This window comes from Methylobacterium sp. HMF5984, assembly GCF_045033435.1.
Taxonomy (GTDB): Bacteria; Pseudomonadota; Alphaproteobacteria; order Rhizobiales; family Beijerinckiaceae; genus Methylobacterium.
The window spans coordinates 3,814,637-3,833,777 of record NZ_JBJFLN010000001.1 but is presented as its reverse complement, the minus strand read 5'-3'; the positions used below and the strand labels follow the sequence as shown (position 1 = coordinate 3,833,777).

The 19,141-nt window shown below is 70.4% G+C and carries 19 protein-coding genes; 10 read left to right on the top strand and 9 right to left on the bottom strand.

Annotation, left to right across the window (positions count from 1 at the left end; all coding sequences use genetic code 11):
* Nucleotides 1–5: 5 nt before the first annotated feature.
* The 3 genes from gatA (at nucleotide 6) to gatB (ending at nucleotide 3,332) form a co-directional block, all read left to right on the top strand.
* Entirely contained in the window at nucleotides 6–1,496 is a 1,491-nt protein-coding gene (gene gatA / locus ACFZ8E_RS18615; protein WP_405043451.1) for an Asp-tRNA(Asn)/Glu-tRNA(Gln) amidotransferase subunit GatA, read from the top strand.
* Nucleotides 1,493–1,795, top strand: coding sequence for a hypothetical protein (locus tag ACFZ8E_RS18610; RefSeq protein WP_405044409.1), 303 nt, complete (start codon nucleotides 1,493–1,495; stop codon nucleotides 1,793–1,795). The genes gatA and ACFZ8E_RS18610 overlap by 4 nt, the downstream gene beginning before the upstream one ends.
* A gap of 64 nt (nucleotides 1,796–1,859) precedes the next feature.
* Nucleotides 1,860–3,332 (top strand): Asp-tRNA(Asn)/Glu-tRNA(Gln) amidotransferase subunit GatB, encoded by a 1,473-nt coding sequence (gene gatB / locus ACFZ8E_RS18605; RefSeq protein ID WP_405043450.1) that lies wholly within the window; start codon nucleotides 1,860–1,862, stop codon nucleotides 3,330–3,332.
* Nucleotides 3,333–3,779: 447 nt separating this feature from the next.
* Here gatB and ACFZ8E_RS18600 read toward each other — a convergent pair whose 3' ends face one another.
* The 6 genes from ACFZ8E_RS18600 to ACFZ8E_RS18575 form a co-directional block, all read right to left on the bottom strand.
* Nucleotides 3,780–4,277: a DUF3280 domain-containing protein gene (locus ACFZ8E_RS18600; RefSeq protein ID WP_405043449.1), complete on the bottom strand. Its 498-nt coding sequence runs from the start codon at nucleotides 4,275–4,277 to the stop codon at nucleotides 3,780–3,782.
* 103 nt (nucleotides 4,278–4,380) lie between these two features.
* Nucleotides 4,381–5,439, bottom strand: a complete 1,059-nt coding sequence (locus ACFZ8E_RS18595) for a biotin/lipoyl-binding protein (RefSeq protein WP_405043448.1) — start codon at nucleotides 5,437–5,439, stop codon at nucleotides 4,381–4,383.
* Nucleotides 5,439–5,633 (bottom strand): DUF1656 domain-containing protein, encoded by a 195-nt coding sequence (locus tag ACFZ8E_RS18590; RefSeq protein ID WP_147729829.1) that lies wholly within the window; start codon nucleotides 5,631–5,633, stop codon nucleotides 5,439–5,441. Before ACFZ8E_RS18590 ends, ACFZ8E_RS18595 begins: the two co-directional genes overlap by 1 nt.
* Nucleotides 5,634–5,658: 25 nt before the next feature.
* A complete protein-coding gene (locus ACFZ8E_RS18585) occupies nucleotides 5,659–7,692 on the bottom strand; it encodes an FUSC family protein (RefSeq protein WP_405043447.1) in 2,034 nt (677 codons plus the stop codon).
* On the bottom strand, nucleotides 7,689–8,129 hold the full coding sequence (locus ACFZ8E_RS18580) for a DUF4345 domain-containing protein (RefSeq protein ID WP_243938404.1): 441 nt from the start codon (nucleotides 8,127–8,129) through the stop codon (nucleotides 7,689–7,691). The genes ACFZ8E_RS18585 and ACFZ8E_RS18580 overlap by 4 nt, the downstream gene beginning before the upstream one ends.
* A gap of 59 nt (nucleotides 8,130–8,188) precedes the next feature.
* Nucleotides 8,189–8,488 (bottom strand): hypothetical protein, encoded by a 300-nt coding sequence (locus ACFZ8E_RS18575; protein ID WP_405043446.1) that lies wholly within the window; start codon nucleotides 8,486–8,488, stop codon nucleotides 8,189–8,191.
* A gap of 243 nt (nucleotides 8,489–8,731) precedes the next feature.
* Here ACFZ8E_RS18575 and ACFZ8E_RS18570 point away from each other — a divergent pair, with 243 nt between their 5' ends.
* Nucleotides 8,732–9,367, top strand: coding sequence for a glutathione S-transferase N-terminal domain-containing protein (locus ACFZ8E_RS18570; RefSeq protein ID WP_405043445.1), 636 nt, complete (start codon nucleotides 8,732–8,734; stop codon nucleotides 9,365–9,367).
* A gap of 64 nt (nucleotides 9,368–9,431) precedes the next feature.
* Here the strand turns inward: ACFZ8E_RS18570 and ACFZ8E_RS18565 are convergent, their stop codons facing one another.
* On the bottom strand, nucleotides 9,432–9,938 hold the full coding sequence (locus tag ACFZ8E_RS18565; RefSeq protein ID WP_147841661.1) for a DUF2147 domain-containing protein: 507 nt from the start codon (nucleotides 9,936–9,938) through the stop codon (nucleotides 9,432–9,434).
* Nucleotides 9,939–10,168: 230 nt separating this feature from the next.
* Here ACFZ8E_RS18565 and ndk point away from each other — a divergent pair, with 230 nt between their 5' ends.
* Together ndk and ACFZ8E_RS18555 are read left to right on the top strand one after the other, a co-directional pair.
* Entirely contained in the window at nucleotides 10,169–10,591 is a 423-nt protein-coding gene (gene ndk, locus ACFZ8E_RS18560) for a nucleoside-diphosphate kinase (RefSeq protein ID WP_147726086.1), read from the top strand.
* A 178-nt stretch (nucleotides 10,592–10,769) separates the two neighbouring features.
* A complete protein-coding gene (locus ACFZ8E_RS18555) occupies nucleotides 10,770–11,132 on the top strand; it encodes a hypothetical protein (protein ID WP_147726087.1) in 363 nt (120 codons plus the stop codon).
* A 55-nt stretch (nucleotides 11,133–11,187) separates the two neighbouring features.
* Here ACFZ8E_RS18555 and purN read toward each other — a convergent pair whose 3' ends face one another.
* Together purN and purM are read right to left on the bottom strand one after the other, a co-directional pair.
* Nucleotides 11,188–11,844, bottom strand: a complete 657-nt coding sequence (purN, locus tag ACFZ8E_RS18550) for a phosphoribosylglycinamide formyltransferase (RefSeq protein ID WP_147841662.1) — start codon at nucleotides 11,842–11,844, stop codon at nucleotides 11,188–11,190.
* Nucleotides 11,844–12,911 (bottom strand): phosphoribosylformylglycinamidine cyclo-ligase, encoded by a 1,068-nt coding sequence (gene purM, locus ACFZ8E_RS18545; RefSeq protein ID WP_243949458.1) that lies wholly within the window; start codon nucleotides 12,909–12,911, stop codon nucleotides 11,844–11,846. Before purM ends, purN begins: the two co-directional genes overlap by 1 nt.
* Before the next feature lie 182 nt (nucleotides 12,912–13,093).
* Between purM and ACFZ8E_RS18540 the strand changes: the two genes are divergently transcribed.
* The 4 genes from ACFZ8E_RS18540 to ppx all read left to right on the top strand — a co-directional run bounded on the left by ACFZ8E_RS18540 (nucleotide 13,094) and on the right by ppx (nucleotide 19,100).
* Nucleotides 13,094–14,185 carry an AI-2E family transporter gene (locus tag ACFZ8E_RS18540; protein WP_243938412.1) on the top strand — a complete coding sequence of 364 codons (1,092 nt, stop codon included), beginning with the start codon at nucleotides 13,094–13,096 and terminating at the stop codon, nucleotides 14,183–14,185.
* A 47-nt stretch (nucleotides 14,186–14,232) separates the two neighbouring features.
* Complete coding sequence (locus ACFZ8E_RS18535; RefSeq protein ID WP_405043444.1) at nucleotides 14,233–14,943, top strand: hypothetical protein; 711 nt, start codon at nucleotides 14,233–14,235, stop codon at nucleotides 14,941–14,943.
* A 145-nt stretch (nucleotides 14,944–15,088) separates the two neighbouring features.
* Complete coding sequence (locus tag ACFZ8E_RS18530) at nucleotides 15,089–17,449, top strand: RNA degradosome polyphosphate kinase (protein WP_243938422.1); 2,361 nt, start codon at nucleotides 15,089–15,091, stop codon at nucleotides 17,447–17,449.
* Nucleotides 17,450–17,558: 109 nt separating this feature from the next.
* Complete coding sequence (gene ppx / locus ACFZ8E_RS18525) at nucleotides 17,559–19,100, top strand: exopolyphosphatase (protein ID WP_147726092.1); 1,542 nt, start codon at nucleotides 17,559–17,561, stop codon at nucleotides 19,098–19,100.
* Nucleotides 19,101–19,141 lie beyond the last annotated feature (41 nt).

Genomic DNA, 19,141 nt, shown 5'->3' with positions numbered 1-19,141 from the left:
ACAGCGTGACAGACCTCAACGAACTCAGCCTCGCCGAGGCGCGCGACGGCCTGAAGGCCAAGACCTTCTCCGCCCGCGAGATCGCGCAGGCGCACATCGCGGCGCTGGAGAAGGCGCGGGTCCTCAACGCCTACCTGCTGGAGACGCCCGACCGCGCCCTGACGATGGCGGACGCCTCCGACGCGAAGATCGCCAAGGGCGACGCCGGCCCGCTCGAAGGGCTGCCGCTCGGCATCAAGGACCTGTTCTGCACCGAGGGCGTCGTCACGACCGCAGGCTCCAGGATCCTCGAGACCTTCGAGCCGCACTACGAATCCGCCGTCTCGGCCAACCTCTGGCGCGACGGCGCGGTGATGCTGGGCAAGCTCAACCTCGACGAGTTCGCGATGGGCTCCTCGAACGAGACCAGCGCCTACGGCGACGTGATCTCGCCGTGGCGCCGGCAGGAAATGGGCGTCCTCTCCGACGCCAAGATCGTCCCGGGCGGCTCGTCGGGCGGCTCGGCGGCGGCGGTCGCCGCGCATCTCTGCCTCGGCGCCACCGCGACCGACACCGGCGGCTCGATCCGGCAGCCTGCCGCCTTCACCGGCACCGTCGGCATCAAGCCGACCTACGGCCGCGTCTCGCGATGGGGCACGGTGGCCTTCGCCTCCTCTCTCGACCAGGCCGGCCCGATCGCCCGCACGGTGCGCGACTGCGCGATCCTGCTCGGCTCGATGGCCGGCCCCGACGCGCGCGACACCACCTGCGTCGACCTCCCGGTGCCGGATTTCGAGGCCGCGGTCTCGCGCGGGGTAAAGGGCCTGACCATCGGCATCCCGAAGGAGTATCGGGTCGAGGGCATGCCCGCCGAGATCCAGAAGCTCTGGGACGACGGCGCCGCCTGGCTGAAGGATGCCGGCGCGACGATCCGCGAGATCTCGCTGCCCCACACCAAGCTGGCGCTGCCGGCCTACTACATCGTCGCGCCGGCCGAGGCCTCCTCGAACCTCGCCCGCTACGACGGCGTGCGCTACGGCCTGCGGGTGCCCGGCAAGGACATCGCCGCGATGTACGAGAACACCCGCGCGGCGGGGTTCGGCCGCGAGGTCAAGCGCCGGATCATGATTGGCACCTACGTGCTCTCCGCCGGCTACTACGACGCCTACTACGTCCGCGCCCAGAAGATCCGCACGCTGATCAAGCGCGACTTCGAGGAGGTATACGCGGCCGGAGTCGATGCGATCCTGACGCCCGCGACGCCGTCGGCCGCCTTCGGCGTCGGCGAGAAGGCCTCGGCCGACCCGGTCGAGATGTACCTCAACGACGTCTTCACCGTGACGGTGAACATGGCCGGTCTTCCCGGCATCGCGGTGCCGGCCGGCCTCGACGGCCAGGGCCTGCCGCTCGGGCTCCAGCTCATCGGCCGCCCCTTCGACGAGGAGACCCTGTTCGCCACCGCCGAGGCGATCGAGCGCGCCGCCGGACGCACGGTGCTGCCGAAGGCCTGGTGGTGACGGTCCCCTACTATACCTGGACGGTCTGGATCTGGGCCGGGTTCGACCCGGTCCTGATCGCGGTCTGCCTCTATCTCGGCTGGTCGGCCGATCAGTTCGGCAAGCTGTTCGTCGCGGTCATCGCCGGCTTCGTCGCCGCGGTGCTGTTCTCCTGGGCGGTCACCGCGATCGGCGTCCCGTGGCCGGCGCCGGTCAGCCACGACGGGCCGACCTTCTTTCCGGTGCGGGTGGGCGCGGCCATCCTGTGGTCGATCCTCGGCTTCACCGCCCGGCGGATCCTGCGGCCGCACGCGCCTTGACCGGTCCCCGCACCGCCACGACACTCCGCGGCGCCCCGGCGCCCCGTTGCATGAAAGTCCGAGCATGACGGCTCCCGTGAACCCGAAGAAGCTCATCAAGGGCGCCGAGCACGACTGGGAGGTGGTGATCGGCATGGAGATCCATGCCCAGGTCACCAGCCGCTCGAAGCTGTTCTCCGGCGCCTCCACCGAGTTCGGGGCCGAGCCGAACGACCACGTCTCGCTGGTCGATGCGGCGATGCCCGGCATGCTGCCGGTGATCAACGAGGAATGCGTGGCCCAGGCGGTGCGCACCGGCCTCGGCCTCAAGGCGCGGATCAACCACCGCTCGGTGTTCGACCGGAAGAACTACTTCTACCCGGACCTGCCGCAGGGCTACCAGATCTCGCAGTACAAGGACCCGATCGTCGGCGAGGGCGAGGTCGTCGTCGACCTGCTCGACGGCGAGTCGATCACCGTCGGGATCGAGCGGCTGCACCTCGAGCAGGATGCCGGCAAGTCGCTGCACGACCAGAACCCGACCCAGAGCTTCGTCGACCTCAACCGCTCCGGCGTCGCGCTGATGGAGATCGTCTCGCGGCCGGACCTGCGCTCCTCCGAGGAGGCCCGCGCCTACGTGACCAAGCTGCGCACCATCCTGCGCTACCTCGGCACCTGCGACGGCGACATGGAGAAGGGCAGCTTGCGCGCCGACGTGAACGTCTCGGTGCGCCGTCCCGGCCAGCCGCTCGGCACCCGCTGCGAGATCAAGAACGTCAACTCGATCCGCTTCATCGGCCAGGCGATCGAGTCGGAGGCGCGGCGCCAGATCGCGCTCATCGAGGATGGCGGCACGATCTCCCAGGAGACCCGCCTGTACGATCCGGCCAAGGGCGAGACCCGCTCGATGCGCTCCAAGGAAGAGGCGCACGACTACCGGTACTTCCCCGATCCGGACCTGCTGCCGCTCGAGTTCGACCAGGCTTACGTCGACGCCCTCGCCGAGGGCCTGCCCGAGCTGCCGGACGCCAAGAAGGCGCGCTTCGTCGCCGATTTCGGGCTCAGCGCCTACGACGCCAACGTGCTCGTGGCCGAGCGGGCGTCGGCCGACTACTACGAGGCGGTGGCGCGCGGGCGTGACGGCAAGGCGGCCGCGAACTGGGTGATCAACGAGCTGTTCGGCCGCCTCAACAAGGAAGGCCTCGGCATCGACGCGACGCCGGTCTCCGCCGACCAGCTCGGCCGGATCATCGACCTGATCGGCGAGGGCGTCATCTCGGGCAAGATCGCCAAGGACCTGTTCGAGATCGTCTGGACGGAAGGCGGAGACCCGCGCGCGGTCGTCGAGGCCCGCGGCATGAAGCAGGTCACCGATACCGGCGCGATCGAGGCGGCGGTCGACGACATCATCGCCAAGAATCCCGACAAGGTTCAGCAGGCGAAGGAGAAGCCGACGCTGCTCGGCTGGTTCGTCGGCCAGACCATGAAGGCCACCGGCGGCAAGGCGAACCCGGCGGCGGTCAACGCCCTGCTCAAGAGCAAGCTCGGGATCGAGTAGAATCTGAGAACCGGGCGGAAGCGGCCGAGCCGGGGCATTTCGCGCATTCGAAGGCGAGCCGTGCCGGCCGCTTCTGCGCCCCTGAGGCCGCTTCCGTCCGTCGTCCGCCTGATGCCGCTGGACCTCGGGCCGAACGGGTCACGAAGTCGTCGTGGCGGCGTCGCGCTGCGGTGGAGTCATGCTCGTCTCCTCCTGCCTGCTCCGGCGGAAGGCTCACCCCACCGGTCGGCCTCGGCTTCGCCATCGGCGAAGCACGGAGATAGACTGATCCCGACAGACCACGACGTCAAGCGTGCATTTCGGCTGCTCTTTTCAGTCTTCGCATTTGCGAATAGTCGATCGCACCGCAAAAGATCGCCTGGACGATGATGGGCGACCTCTTGATGCGTCGCGACATCGATCGGGTCGGCGTCGCAAGCTCTGCGAGATCATTAAAATCGACCGGTCCTACGGCCCGGCGCTCATGTTGTTCTCGACCATGTGGGGCACGGCGCGATTGAACGATTCGTCGGTGTTGCCGCGTAGGTCGACGCTGCAGGCCTGCTTCGGCGCGTCGTCGGCGACCGGCTTCACGTAGGCATCGAGGTCGAGGATCAGGTTCGAGACCTTCTGGACCTCGCCGGTGATCGCGGTGTCGACCCCGAGCCTTTTCGCGACAGTGACGGCGCAGCCGTTGCGGCGAGGCAGGTCCGCGCTCCTGGCGGCCACCTCGTGGTCCGGCTCGGCCCAGACCACCGTGAACAGGCCCTCCTTCTGCAGAAAGTCGCGAAACTCGGTGCTGATGCGCTTCAGGCGCCCCATCTCGGCCGCGTCGGGGGCGACGGGCGACAGGTTCGCGAACTGGATGTCGAACACCGCCGCCTTGGCTGGCGCGGCCCGGGCGCCGGTCGCCGCCAGCGCCAGCCCGGCGGCGGCGATGAGGACGTGCAGGGGGCGGCGTGTCATGGCGTTCCTCGCGAGCCCGCGCATCCGGGCGCGCCGGTACAGGGATACGCGGCAGGCCGCGGTTCTCTGCAACACGGCCCGGCGGGCTCGGACGGCGCCGGCCTCAGCGCTTCTCGGCCTCCGCCTCCCGGGTCGGCGCCGGCTCGCCGGTGATGCGCCGGCGCAGATCCATGAACCAGGCCGGCGGCGGCGTGCCGCCCTCGCCGACGACGACCGTCGCGGTCATGCCGGCGACCAGGGGAACGCCCGGCGGCACGTGGCCGATGCGAATCCGCACCGGCACCCGCTGCGCCAGCCGCACCCAGGTGTAGACCGGATCGACGTTGGGGAGGCCCTGCGTGCTCGGTGCCGCATTCGCGGTGGAGATGCCCTGCGTGATGCTCTCGACTGTGCCGCGCAGGTGCCCGGAATAGCCCATCAGCGCCATCTCGGCCGGATCGCCGACATGGATGTTCTCCATCTTGGTCTCCTCAAAATACCCGTCGACCCAGAACGAGTCCGTGTCGATCACCGAGATGTTCGAGGTGCCCGTCGAGGCGTAGTCGCCGGTGCGCAGCAGCAGGTTGGTCACCCGGCCGTTGACGGTGGACTTCACCTGGGTGCGCGTGAGGTTGGTCTTGGCCTGCGACAGCTGCGCCTTGGCGGTCTCCAAGGCCGCCTCGGCGATCTTGGCGGTGCCCGCGTATTGCTGCTTCTCCTCGACGGAGGTCGAGACCGTGGTCAGCGCCTGCCGCCGCGCCGACTGGGCGTTCTTGACGGAAAGGTCGGCCTCGCGGTTCTTCACCTCGGCCTCGGCCGAGGCGACGTTCACCTCGAAGTCGAACGGATCGATCACGTAGAGAACGTCGCCGCGCTTCACGGTCTGGTTGTCGCCGACGCGAAGCTCGACGATCTGCCCCGACACCTGCGGAGCGATGCTGGCGACCTGGACCCGCACCCGCCCGTCGCGCGTCCACGGCGCGGTGACGTAGTACGACCAGACGACCGCCGCGGCGAGGAAGGCGAGCAGCAGGATCACCCCGGTCGCGGCGAGCCGAAGGACCTTTCCGATGCGCCCGCGCCGGGCACGGGCCGGGCGGTCGTCGGCGAGCGCCGGCGGGTCGGCGCGCGTCGCGTCCGCGCGATCGGCCGTCGAGGCCTTGGGGTCGTCCTCGTCGGCCATCACAGCAACACGATCAGGAGGGCGAGCACGCAGACGTAGATCCCGGCCTCGGCGAGCGGCGGGTTGGCGACGTAGCGGCTGAAGCGGATGCGCGCGAAGACGAAGCGTAGCGCGATCAGGATCGCGAAGGCGCCGAGCGCATAGGCGACGAAGGGCGAGACCAGGATCCCGCCGATTTGCAGTTCGTGACGCATCGTCGCCTTCCGGGACCCCTTCGTTTCAAAAACCGGGCATGTCGAGGCGCACGAGGAAGCGCCGATGACGCTCGATAACGCGTGCGGCGGCCACCAGGTCGGTCGCCGCGCGCGCGACCGTCATGCACGTGCCGCGCTCGTGATCGGCGGCGGCGCGGAGGAGGTCGCGGGCCGCGTCCTGCAGGCGCCAGGCATCGCCGCGCGCCAAAGCCTCGCGGCCCTTCGCGACGGGGGCACGCATCGCCTCGGTGCCGCTCAGCAGCCGCATCTGGGCGTGGGCGCGCGCCGCCGCGGATTCGAGCTGCGACAGGGCGAAGGCGTGCACCATCGCCATGTGCCGCACGGCACGGCTGCCGGAGGTGTATCCCGCGAACTGGAACAAGCGGTCGGCGTTCAGGCTGGTCCGCGTGGTCGCGTCGCCGCCTTCGCCCGCCAGCGCTTCCGCCAGGGCGCGCTTGGCGGAATCGAGGGCAAAGGCGCGATGCTGCGAGGCCGAGATCGGCAGCACCAGCCGGACGGCGAGAAACAGGATGACCGCGGAGGCCATCACCAGCACCGCGTTCATCAGGAAGGTCTGCGGGTCGTAGCTCTGCGGGTTCTCGGGCGCGATCAGCACGGGCGTGAACACCAGCGCGATGAAGCCGATGCCGAAGGTGGACGGGTTCAGCGACAGGAAGCAGGCGACGAACACCGGCACGATCATCGCGATCGCGAGCAACGGGAAACCCTGGTTCCCGTTGAGGAAGCCGAACAGCACGATGCCGGCGAACAGCGAGGCCAGCGGCATGCCGATGAGGACGCCGACGGCGAACTTCTTCGGATCGGGCGCGGTCGAGGACAGCGCACAGGTCGAGGCGACCTGGACCAGCGCGAACGAGGTCTGCGGCAGGCCCGAGAGGACCATGAAGGCGGCTGTGAGCCCGAAGCCGATCGCCACCCGCAACGCGGCGCGCAGGGCCACGGGGAAGTCACGGTGCGTCGGAAGCTTGACGTCGCGCAGCGGCACGTGGCCGTCCGCGAGGGCGCGCAGGCCGTCGTCAGCGAAAGTCGCGGCGTTGACGAAGTCGAGGCAGCGCTGGAGCGCCACCAGCTCGTCCAGCGGCCGGCGCCCATCGCGGACCGCCGCATCGACGAGGTCGCGCAGGCGTGCATCGATCCGGTCGAGGCGGCCGGCATCCGGTTCGCCGACCCCGCCGGACGCGACCTCGCGGCACAGCCCGATCGCCTCCTCGACCGCCGAGCTCGGATGGCGCAGGGACGCGGCCGCGTTCGCCGCGGCACGGCTCGCCGCCGCCATCACGTAGAGCGCCGCGATGGCGCTGCGGGCGCCGGCCGCCCGGTAGGGGCCGTCGTCGAGCTCGCCGGCGATGGCGCTGGCATCCGCCCGCATCGGCGCGATCGTCCGGATCAGCGCGGCGGTCCGCAGCGGCCCGGGATCGCCCGAGGTGAACGCCTCGCGGGCGAAGGTCCTGGTGCCCGCATAGGCCGAGGCCAGCGTCGGCAGCAACGTTCGCCACGTGCTCGGGGAGGCGAGGGCGTCGTTGATGAAGGTGATGGTGACGATCGCGACCGTGATCGCGGCCAGGCGCCCGACCGCCGCGTCGAACGTCGTCTGCGGCGCATCGATATGCGCGAGCGCGATGATCGCCACGGTGTAGCCGGACAGCATCGCGCCGTAGGCGCGGGTGTCCTGCAGGTACTGGGCGATGAAGACGCAGACCCCGATCCAAACCGCGAACGCCACCAGCAGCGTCACCCGGTCCTGCGCGAACAGCGCCATGAACACGATCGCGACGATGCCGCCGATCACGGTGCCGAGGAAGCGGTAGGCGGCCTTCGAGATCGCCTGCCCGCGCTTCGGCTGCGCCAGGATCGCCACGCCGGTGGCGGCCGACGACGCGCTGTCGAGCTGCAACCAGAACGCGGCGTAGAGCGCCAGCATCATCGCCAGCCAGATCCGTAGGGCGAAGGCCCAGGCGGCCGGCTTCGGCACGATCGCGTCGAGCCGGTCGACCATCCGGCCGAGCCAGGGCGTGGTTTCGGTGGCGGCCTCGCTCATCGCGCCGGCGTGCCGGGGGCGGCCCCTGTCTCCACGGTCGCGGCGGCGTCCCGCGCCCGCCCGGCGATCCGCGCCTGCCACAGGCAGAGCAGCGGCGTGACGCCGAGCTCCATGCCGAGCGCCGCGAGCATCGTCAGCGACGGGACGCCGGTGAGCCACAGGCCAAGCAGGCGCGCGAGCCCGCCGAGCACGACGACGAGGGTGAGGAACCGGAAGAGCCGGCCCTTCTCCTCGATCCCGGCGACGCAGGTCAGGAACAGGATGCCGATGCCCGTGAGCAGGCCGGACAGGTAGCGGAAATGGCTGTCGGCCGAGATGTCGGGCAGGCCGGCCTCCAGGCCGTTCATGCCGAAGACCACGCCATACAATCCGGCCGCGATCGGAACGATCGCCGCCACCGCCACCGTGCGCTGCAGCGCCTGTCGTTCCGTCATCATCGCGTTCGGTTACGCTTGGGTACCAGAACGCACAACCCGCCGGAACGCAGGACGATCCGTCAGGCCTTCTCGCCCTTAAGGCGCTTGTTGCACTTGCTCCAGTATTGCGGCCACTTCGGGCCCTGCGACACCTTCTCGGCGTCGGCCAGCGCCCGCCACTGCGCGCCGCAGGTCTTCTGGCGCTGGCCCGCCGCCATCTGCCCCGCGCTCGGGGCGGCGTCGGGCTTGGCCGCTGGCGCGGCCGGCGCGGCCATCGGCGTCTCGGTCGGCTTGGCCGGGGGCGGATCCTTGGCCAGGACCGGCTGGGCGAGGGCCAGCGGAACGGCGAAGGCGGCGATCGCGAGGAAACGGGCGAACATGACGGCGGACCCTCCGGGGCGGCACGTCGAATCGCGACGTGCGCTACCTCGCCCCACCACATCGCCAAGCTTGGCCGAGGACAAGGCCGAACGACCGAGCGGCAACAGGCGACCCGGTGATCTCTCAAAAACTTGAGCGGTGATCGGCCGCCCTTGAGTACGCGCCGAGTTCCGAGGTAGCTACCGTCGGCAGACGGGGCCCGTCGTGACGGCCGGCCGATCCGTTGAGAGCGAAGGCAAGCGATGGCGGCCGTGACCGGCAAACCGATCGATCTCCACACCTGGAGCACGCCGAACGGCTGGAAGATCCCGATCATGCTGGAGGAGTGCGGCCTGCCGTATCGGGTCGTCCCGGTCGACATCGCCAAGGGCGAGCAGATGGCGCCCGCGTTCCTCGAAATCTCGCCCAACAACAAGATCCCGGCGATCGTCGATCACGACGGGCCGGGCGGCGAGCCGGTCTCGATCTTCGAATCCGGCGCGATCCTGCAATACCTCGGGCGAAAGACCGGCCGCTTCTATCCGGCCGACGAGCGGGCGCGCGTCGCGGTCGACGAGTGGCTGTTCTGGCAATGCGCCGGCTTCGGGCCGATGCTCGGCCAGACCCACCATTTCAAGATCTACGCGAAGGAGAAGATCCCCTACGCGATCGAGCGGTTCATCGCCGAGACCAACCGGCTCTACGGCGTGCTCGACCGGCGGCTGGCGGATCGCGAGTACCTCGCCGGGGACTACTCCATCGCCGACATGGCGACGGTGCCGTGGGCGAAGTTCACCGGCAAGCAGGGCGTCGACCTCGGGGCGCTGCCGAACGTGAAGGCGTGGCTCGACCGGGTCCTGGCACGGCCCGCCGTGCAGAGAGGCCTCTCCGCGATCTGATCGGGTGCGCCGGCATGCTGATCGGACGCCGCCATCGACGGCGTCCGCAGGAGAGCGGTCCCGCCTACTTGGCGGCGGGCTTGGCCGGCTTCTGCGGCGCCGGCTCGGCGCCGACATTCGCGGCCTGCTGGTTCACGTCCGGCACCTTGGTCCAGGTCTGCGAGCCGCACAGCACCTTGAGCAGGCAGCCCGAGACCGACAGCTCCGAGGCGTTCTCGCGCTCGAGGCTGACCTGATAGATCTTGCCTTCCTCGATGTTGTAGATGCTGCCGGAGAACTTCGCCTCGTCCGGCTGCAGGCCCTCGATCAGCGGCAGGCCGAGTACGGGGCGCGAGCGCTTCTTCGGATCGGGGTTCTTGATGTCGGTGCGCGGCGCGCCGGCTTCCGTGGTGGCGACCTTGAGCCACACCACCTTGCCGCAGACCTGAGCCTGGCCGGCGCCGCAGCGGTCGATGCGGATCTTCGCGCGGCCGTCCTCGGTCAGCCAGGTGCCGGAGGGATCCTTGCTCGACTGGGCGTGCGCCGAGGCGATGCCGGCGAGGAGGAGGGTGGCGGCGAGGGCGAGACGCATGCAGGTAGCTCCGAAGCTGGCGCCTGACGGCGCGGGGCGGGTGGAGTTCGTGAGATCACTCAGCCACCGCATTCGGGCGATTTTTCGGCAGTGTTGCAGCGTTGCCATGGCCAAGCATCGGGCAGGCTCGGGTTGAGGGTGTCCGGCGCCCTCGCTATAAGCCCGGCGCCAAAGCGTTTTTCGCGACGCGCTTGCTGGCGTTTTTTATTTTCATCCGAAGCGGACTGACCATGGCCACCGAGCGCACCTTCTCCATCCTCAAGCCCGACGCGACCAAGCGGAACCTCACCGGCGCCGTCAACGCGGTCATCGAGAAGGCGGGCCTGCGGATCGTCGGCCAGCGCCGCATCCAGATGAGCCAGGCCCAGGCCGAGAAGTTCTACGAGATCCACAAGGAGCGCCCGTTCTTCGGCGAGCTCGTGACCTTCATGACCTCGGGCCCGGTGGTGGTTCAGGTGCTCGAGGGCGAGAACGCCGTCGCGAAGTACCGTGAAGTGATGGGTGCGACGAACCCGGCCCAGGCCGCCGAGGGCACCATCCGCAAGACCTTCTCGGAATCGGTCGGCGAGAACACCGTCCACGGCTCTGACAGTGCCGACAACGCCAAGATGGAAATCGCGCAGTTCTTCCAGGATTCCGACATCGTCGGCTGAGGAACGCGGGAACCGCGTGCCCGAGGGTGGTCGCCGGAACACACCGGGGACGCCTTCGGCTCGGTAGAACGCCACATCGCCCGGAATGGAGGGCGGTGTGGCCGCACCGTCATTGACGAAGCAGGCGGCCAGAGAGTCCAACGGCGTCGGATTTCCAGATCTCGCCAATGGACCTGCCATGACGACCCGCCGCCTGTCCCTGATCGCCGCCGGCCTGCTCTCGCTCGCCGCGACCGCCGCCCTCGCCAGCGGGTCCTCCGCGCCGTTCGATCAGTACCAGCCCGACCCGGCGCTGCGCACGGTGCCGAAGGCCAACCTCGAAGGCCGCGTGCGCCACGCCTGCGCCGTGGTCCAGGCCCGCATCACCAACGCGCCGGAAGCCTCGCTGGAGCGCCCCTGCGGCTGCTACGCGAAGCAGACCATGCGCTCGCTCGACGAGTCCGAGATCGAGGCCTACCGCGCCACCGGCTACTTCAACGATTCCGCCCGCGCCAAGGCGCTGAACGCACTGGATTCGTGCAAGCTGCAGCGGCCGGTCTAGAAACAAGTACGAGGCTTTCCCTCTCCCTTCTGCGGGGGAGGGAAGGCGCGGAACGCTACAGGCTCAGCAGGGCCGCGTCGGCCGCGCCGCGATCGTCGTCGATCACGACGCGCTCGCCCTCCAACCGGGCACGCCCCCCAGCCACCAGCGCGAGCGCTGCCGGGTAGAGCCTGTGCTCCTGCACGATCACCCGCGCCGCGAGGCTGTCGGGATCGTCGCCCGAACGCACCGGGACCGCCGCCTGCGCCACGATCGGGCCGGCATCGAGTTCCGGCACCACGTAATGCACCGTGCAGCCGTGGAGGCGGACGCCGGCGGCGAGCGCCTGCGCGTGGGTGTGCGTGCCCTTGAACAGCGGCAGCAGGGACGGGTGGATGTTGATCATCCGCCCGGCCCAGGCCTCGGCGAAGCCCGCCGAGAAGATCCGCATGAAGCCGGCGAGGCACACCAGCTCGACGCCGGCCGCGCGCAGCTCGGCGTCGAGCGCGGCGTCGAAGGTCGCGCGGTCGGAGAACGTGGTGTGGTCGATCGCGTGCGCTGGGATGCCGACGGAACGCGCATGGGCGAGGCCGCCGGCCTCCGGCCGGTTCGAGAGCACCAGCACGATCTCGGCCGGGTAATCCGGCGCCTTCGCCGCCTCGATCAGCGAGACCATGTTCGAGCCGCGGCCCGAGATCAGGATGGCGACGCGCGTTCTGGGCTTCGCCGCCATTAAAGCGCGAGGCGGCCGGTGAACGCGACGGGCTCCGGGCCGCGGGCGGTGATCGCCCCGAGCCGCACCGGTGCCTCGCCGGCCTCGGCGAGGGCCCGAATCACCGCCTCGGCGCGCTCCTCGGCGACCACCAGCACCATGCCGATGCCGCAGTTGAAGGTGCGCAGCATCTCGGCTTCGGCGACGCCGCCCTCCCGCGCGAGCCAGCCGAAGACCGGCGGCGGGCGGACCGCGTCGAGGTCGATCGTGATGCCGACGTCGTCGGGCAGGACACGGGGCAGGTTGTCCGGGAAGCCGCCGCCGGTGATGTGGGCGAGCGCCTTGATCCCGTCGGTCGCCTTCAACACCGCGAGCAGCGGCTTCACGTAGATCCGCGTCGGCTCCAGCAACGCCTCGCCCAGCGTCCTCCCGGGGGCGAACGGCGCGGCCGCGTCCCAGGCCAGGCCGGTGCGCGCGACGATGCGGCGGACCAGCGAGAAGCCGTTCGAGTGCACGCCGGAGGAGGGCAGGCCGAGCACCGCGTCTCCGGCGCGGATGCCGGGCTTCGGCAGCAGGGTGCCGCGCTCGGCCGCGCCGACCGAGAACCCGGCGAGGTCGTAGTCTGCGCCGTCGTAGAGGCCTGGCATCTCGGCGGTCTCGCCGCCGATCAGGGCGCAGCCGGCCTGGCGGCAGCCCTCGGCGATGCCGCGGACGATGTCGGCGCCGACGCCCGGCACGAGCTTGCCGGTGGCGTAGTAGTCGAGGAAGAACAGCGGCTCGGCGCCCTGGACGATGATGTCGTTGACGCACATCGCCACGAGGTCGATGCCGATCGTGTCGTGCCGACCGGTCTCGATCGCGATCTTCACCTTGGTGCCGACGCCGTCGTTGGCGGCCACCAGGATCGCGTCCTTGAAGCCCGCGGCCTTGAGGTCGAACAGGCCGCCGAACCCGCCGATCTCCGCGTCGGCCCCGGGCCGGCGCGTGGCGCGCACCAGCGGCTTGATGGTCTCGACCATCGCGTTGCCGGCATCGATGTCGACGCCCGCATGCGCGTAGGTCAGCCCGTTCGTGGTCTCGGCCGTCATCGGCGTTCCGTTCCTGTGGTCCGGGGCTGCTTTAGCCGAGATTCGCGCCGACCGAACCCGTCGGGCCACAAGAAAATGACGCACTGCGGCCGCTCCGTGGCACGGCGGACACCGGCGGCCGCCTTGACCGTTTGGAACCGCCTTCCCACTGTCCCCACGCGAGTTCGCAGGGGAGGGCGTCGATGCGCGGCAGGGCTGTGATCGGTCTGGCGGCGCTCGTCGCCCTCGGCATCGTGGTCTACCTGCTGCGGGAGGTGATGCTGCCCTTCGTGGCTGGCATCGCGCTCGCCTACCTGCTCGATCCGCTGGCCGACCGGCTCGAGCGCCTCGGCCTCGGTCGGCTGACGGCGAGCCTGCTGATCCTGGCGATGTTCGTCGCCGGCCTGATCGTGTCGCTGCTGATCCTGGTGCCGCTCGCCGCCAATCAGGTGGCGGCGCTGATCAACAGCCTGCCCGGCATGATCGGGCGGCTGCAGGGCATCATCGCCGAGCGGGCCGGCCCGGTGCTGCAGCGGCTCGGCGGCGCCGACGTGGTCAACGAGCTGCAATCCTCCGTCGGGACCCTCGCGACGCAGGGCGGCGCGTGGCTGCTCGCCTTCCTCAAGTCGATCTGGTCCGGCTCGCAGGCCGTGATCTCGGTGATCTCGCTGCTGGTGGTGACGCCGGTGGTCGCGTTCTACATCCTCGTCGACTGGGACCGGATGATCGCGACGCTCGACACCTGGGTGCCGCCGCGCCACCGCACGACGGTGCGCCGGCTCGCCGCGCAGATCGATCGCGCGATCATCGGCTTCGTCCGCGGCCAGACGCTGGTCTGCCTGATCCTCGGCACCTTCTACGCGGTCGGCCTCTGGCTCGTCGGTCTGAACTTCGGCGTGCTGATCGGGCTGATCGCCGGCTTCCTCACCTTCATCCCGTATGTCGGCACGCTCACCGGCTTCCTGCTCTCGGTCGGCGTCGCGCTGGTGCAGTTCTGGCCGGGCTCGGACTGGCTGCATCTCGGGCTGACGGTGGGCGTGTTCCTCGTCGGGCAGTTCCTCGAGGGCAACGTGATCGCGCCCAAGCTCGTCGGCGAATCCGTCGGTCTGCATCCGGTCTGGCTGATGTTCGCGCTGCTCGCCTTCGGCTCGCTGTTCGGCTTCCTCGGGCTGCTGCTCGCAGTGCCGGTTGCGGCCTCAATCGGCGTCGTCGTGCGCTTCGCCCTGTCGCGCTACCTGCAGAGCCGGCTCTACCACGCCGAGCAGCCGGTGCTGATCGAGGTGCCGCGGCCTTGAGCCTTGGCGCTTGACTGTCGGGCCGGCACGGTCACCCTGGGCGCCGCATGCGCGAGAACGCCCCCCCGAAGCAACTGGCCTTCGACCTGCCGCTCGATCCGCGCTACGGCCGCGAGGATTTCCTGGTCGGCACCGCCAACGAGGCCGCCTACGCGTCGATCGAGGCCTGGCCCGACTGGCCGGACACCGTGCTCGTGCTCACCGGCCCGCCGGGCAGCGGCAAGAGCCATCTCGCCTCGATCTGGGCGACGCGGGCCCATGCCTGGACCGTGCCGGCGGCCGAGGTCACGGCGGAGACCGTGACCCACTGCATCTCGAACGGTGCCCTGGTGATCGAGGACATCGACCGCCCGGGCCGCGACGAGGCCGCCCTGTTCCACCTGCTCAACCTCGCCCGCGAGCGAAAATGCCCGGTGCTGCTGACCAGCGGCGCGGCGGTCGACCAGATCGGCCTGACGGTGGCCGACCTGCGCTCGCGCCTGAGGCTGGCGCCGGGCGTCGCGATCCGCGAGCCCGACGACGCCCTGCTGCGCGCGGTCATCGTCAAGCTGTTCGTCGATCGGCAGCTCGTGGTCGATCTCCGGGTGATCGACGCCGTCGCCCTGCGCATCGACCGCTCCCTCGGGCGCGCCCGCGAGGTGGTGACCGAGCTCGACCGCGACGCCCTCGGCCGCGGCCGCCGCATCACGCGGCCGCTGGCGCTCGCGGTCCTCGAACGCCTCGGGATCGCGGATGGCGGCGACGACGAGGACGACTGATCGCGATCGGTCGGACGCCGCCGGCCATCGCCGAGGAACGGGCTCGCCCGTCGCCGACCGTCACGGCAGTGTCGCATTCCGGCAGAGCACCCATGTTAGGGACGCCGCGACAGGCGGCAGGTGAGGAGTGGCAGGGTTGTCGGACATCGAATCGAACGTGGACGCCCTCGATCGTGCGGACGACGTCACCGAAGCCGGAGACGACGCGGCGCCGAAGCGCGCGCCGCGCCGGGCGCCGGCATCCGCACGGACCTCGCGCCGTCCCTCAGCGTCCGAGGCCGCCGGCGACGAGTGGCCGACCACCGCCGAGATCCCCGAGCCGCCGGCGGCCGACGACGACAAGGCCGCGCGTGAGACGATCCTCGAGGCCGGCCGCGCCCTGCGGCTTTCGCCGGAGCGCTTCGTCAACCGCGAGCTGTCGTGGCTGCAGTTCAACCGGCGCGTTCTCGAAGAGGCCGCGAACCCGTCGCATCCGCTGCTGGAGAAGCTGCGCTTCCTCTCGATCTCCGCCAACAACCTCGACGAGTTCTTCATGGTCCGCGTCGCCGGCCTGCACGATCAGGTCCGCGCCGGGCTGACGCTGCCGTCGCAGGACGGGCTGTCGCCGTCCGAGCAGCTTGCGCGCATCGGCACCGGCGTGTCGAAGCTCGCGGAGGACCAGCAGGCGCGCTGGCGCGAGCTGCGCGAGGAGCTCGACGGCGTCGTCGCCCTGGTCGAGCCCGACGCCCTGCGCCCGGAGCACGCCGCGTGGCTGGAGGAGTACTTCCTCAACCACGTCTTCCCGGTGCTGACGCCGCTGGCGATCGACCCGGCCCACCCGTTCCCGTTCATCCCGAACCTCGGCACCACCATCGCGCTGATGCTGATGCGTCCGCGCGACGGCCGCGTGCTGCGCGCGCTGATCCGCATGCCGGGCGTGCTCGACCGCTTCGTGCGGCTTCCGGCGATCGAGGACGACACGGTCGCGCGCTTCATCGCCATCGAGCAGGTGATCGTGCTGTTCACCGGGCGCCTGTTCCCGGGCTACCTGGTGAAGGGGCAGGGCGCCTTCCGGGTGATCCGGGATTCGGACCTCGAGATCGAGGAGGAGGCGGAGGACCTCGTCCTGCATTTCGAGACCGCGCTGAAGCAGCGCCGCCGCGGCATCGTCATCCGCCTCGAGGTCGAGTCCGGCATGCCGGAGGACCTGCGCAGCTTCGTCTGCGACGAGCTCGAGATCGGCGCGGACGCGGTGTTCATCGTCGAGGGCATGCTGGCGCTCAACGAGCTGTCGCAGATCGTCGGGATCGACCGGCCCGACCTCAAGTTCAAGCCGTACAATCCGCGCTTCCCCGAGCGCATCCGCGAGAGCGGCGGTGACGTGTTCGCGGCGATCCGCCAGAAGGATTTCTGCGTCCACCACCCTTACGAATCGTTCGATTCGGTGGTGCAGTTCCTGGCCCAGGCCGCGCGCGACCCGAACGTCGTCGCGATCAAGCAGACGCTCTACCGCACCTCGTCGAACTCGCCGATCGTCGCGGCGCTCGCCGAGGCCGCCGAGCTCGGCAAGTCGGTCACCGCGCTGGTCGAGCTGAAGGCGCGCTTCGACGAGGAGGCCAACATCCGCTGGGCGCGCAACCTCGAGAAGGCCGGCGCGCAGGTGGTGTTCGGCTTCGTCGAGCTGAAGACCCACGCCAAGCTGTCGATGGTGGTGCGGCGCGAGGGCGACAAGCTCGTGACCTACTGCCACGTCGGCACCGGCAACTATCACCCGATCACCGCCCGCATCTACACCGACCTGTCGTTCTTCACCGCCGACCCGGCGGTGGCGCGCGACGTCTCGCGGATCTTCAACTTCATCACCGGCTACGCCGAGCCGGCGCAGCTGGAGCGGATGTCGGTCTCGCCCCTGACCGCCAAGGCGCGGCTGCTGGCCGACATCGAGGCGGAGGCGGCCCACGCCAGGGCGGGCCGGCCGGCCGCGATCTGGATCAAGTGCAACTCGCTGGTCGACGCGCAGATCATCGACGCGCTCTACGATGCCTCGCAGGAGGGCGTGCAGATCGACTGCGTGGTCCGCGGCATCTGCTGCCTGCGGCCGGGCGTGCCTGGCCTGTCCGAGACGATCCGCGTGAAGTCGATCGTCGGGCGCTTCCTCGAGCACGGGCGCATCTACGCCTTCGGCAACGGCGTCGGGCTGCCGCACCCGAAGGCGACGGTCTACATCTCCTCGGCCGACCTGATGAGCCGCAACCTGGACCGCCGCGTCGAGTCGCTGCTGCCGATCAGCAACCCGACGGTCCATCAACAGGTTCTCGACCAGATCATGCTGGCCAACCTTCTCGACAACCGCCAGAGCTGGCGTGTACTGGCATCTGGCGGCGCCGAGCGCATCCACCCCGCCGAGGGCGAGGAACCGTTCAACGCGCACAAGTACTTCATGACGAACCCGAGCCTGTCCGGTCGCGGCAAGTCGTCGAAGAAGTCGAGCCCGCGGGCTCTCAGCCGTCGCGCGCAGCGGGGCTGATCGTCCGGCCCCCGGCCGGATACACGGATCGGGCGGTGCGGATCGCGCCGCCGGGTCATCCAGACGTGCGTTCGACGAGCCGATCGGTATCATACAGCGAGGTCGTTGCTTGGGTCCCCATCGCGCCAACCTCACGCTCGCCCATTCCGCCGACCGGGAGCCGGCCTTGGTCAACGCGCCCGTCGCGATCATCGACATCGGCTCGAACTCGGTCCGCCTCGTCGCCTATGACGGCCTGAGCCGGGCCCCGACGCCGCTCTACAACGAGAAGGTCCTGTGCGGGCTCGGCCGCAACGTCCTCACCACCGGCCGCCTCAACGACGAGGCGGTGCGCCGGGCGCTCGCCGCGCTCGCCCGCTTCCGGGTGCTGTGCGAGACCATGCGGGTTTCGCGCCTGTTCGTGCTCGCCACCGCCGCGGCCCGCGACGCCTCCAACGGGCCCGCCTTCCTCGAGGCCGCCGAGGCGGCCTGCGGCACGCGCATCGAGCTGTTGTCGGGGCGGCGCGAGGCCGAGCTGTCGGCGCTCGGCGTGGTCTCGGGCTTCCATGCGCCGGACGGCGTCGTCGGCGACCTCGGCGGCGGCTCGCTGGAACTCGTCGACGTGCGCGGCGCCGTGGTCGGGCAGGGCGTGACGATGCCGCTCGGCGGCCTCGCGCTGCAGGACCTCTCCGGCGGCTCGCTGAAGAAGGCCGGCAAGATCGTGCGCGAGCACATGAAGAAGGCTGCGCCGCAGCTCGAGACCCTGCGCGGCCGCACCTTCTACGCGGTCGGCGGCACCTGGCGGGCGCTCGCCCGCCTGCACCAGGCCGCGCGGCAATATCCCGTCCACGTGATGCACGGCTACAGCGTCGAGCCGACGGACGAGCTGAGCTTCCTCCAGGTCGTCGAGCAATCCGACGCCGCGACGCTGCAGGACGTCGAGGCGATCTCCGAGGCGCGGCGACCGCTCCTGGCCTACGGCGCGGTGGTGCTGGAGGAGATCATCCGCGTCGGCCGCCCGCGCGAGGTCGCGATCTCGGCCTCCGGCGTGCGCGAGGGCCTGCTCTACGAGCAGGTCGACCGCGAGACCCGGGCGCTCGATCCGCTGCTCGCCTCCTGCGCCGAGCTGAATCAGCTGCGCGCGCGTTCGCCGCGCCACGCCGACGAGCTGATCGCCTGGACCGATCGGTTCGTGGCGGCGCTGGACGGGCCGGAGACCGCCGACGAGCGCCGGCTGCGCCACGCCGCCTGCCTCCTGTCCGACATCGGCTGGCGGGCGCATCCCGACTACCGCGGCGAGCAGAGCATCGCGATCATCCAGAACGCGGCCTTCGTCGGCATCGACCATCCCGGCCGCGGCTTCCTCGCCCTGGCGATCTACTTCCGCCACGAGGGCGTCGCCCCTGAGAAGGCGAACCCGATGCTGCGGGCGCTCGCAGGCCCGCGCCTGTTCGAGCGCGCCCGCCTCATCGGCGCGCTGCTGCGCGTCGCCTTCCCGATGACCGCCGGCATGGAAGGCGCGCTCCGCCGCATGCCGCTCAGCATCGAGGACGGCCGCGTCGTCCTGAGCCTGCCGCCCGAATGGGACGCGCTGAACGGCGACCGCCTGCTCAACCGCGTCCGGGGCCTCGCCCGCATCGCCGGCCTGGAAGGGCGCGTCCGCGTCGGGTGACAATCCGAGTACGGGACCGGAGCGTGGCGCTCCGGTCGGGG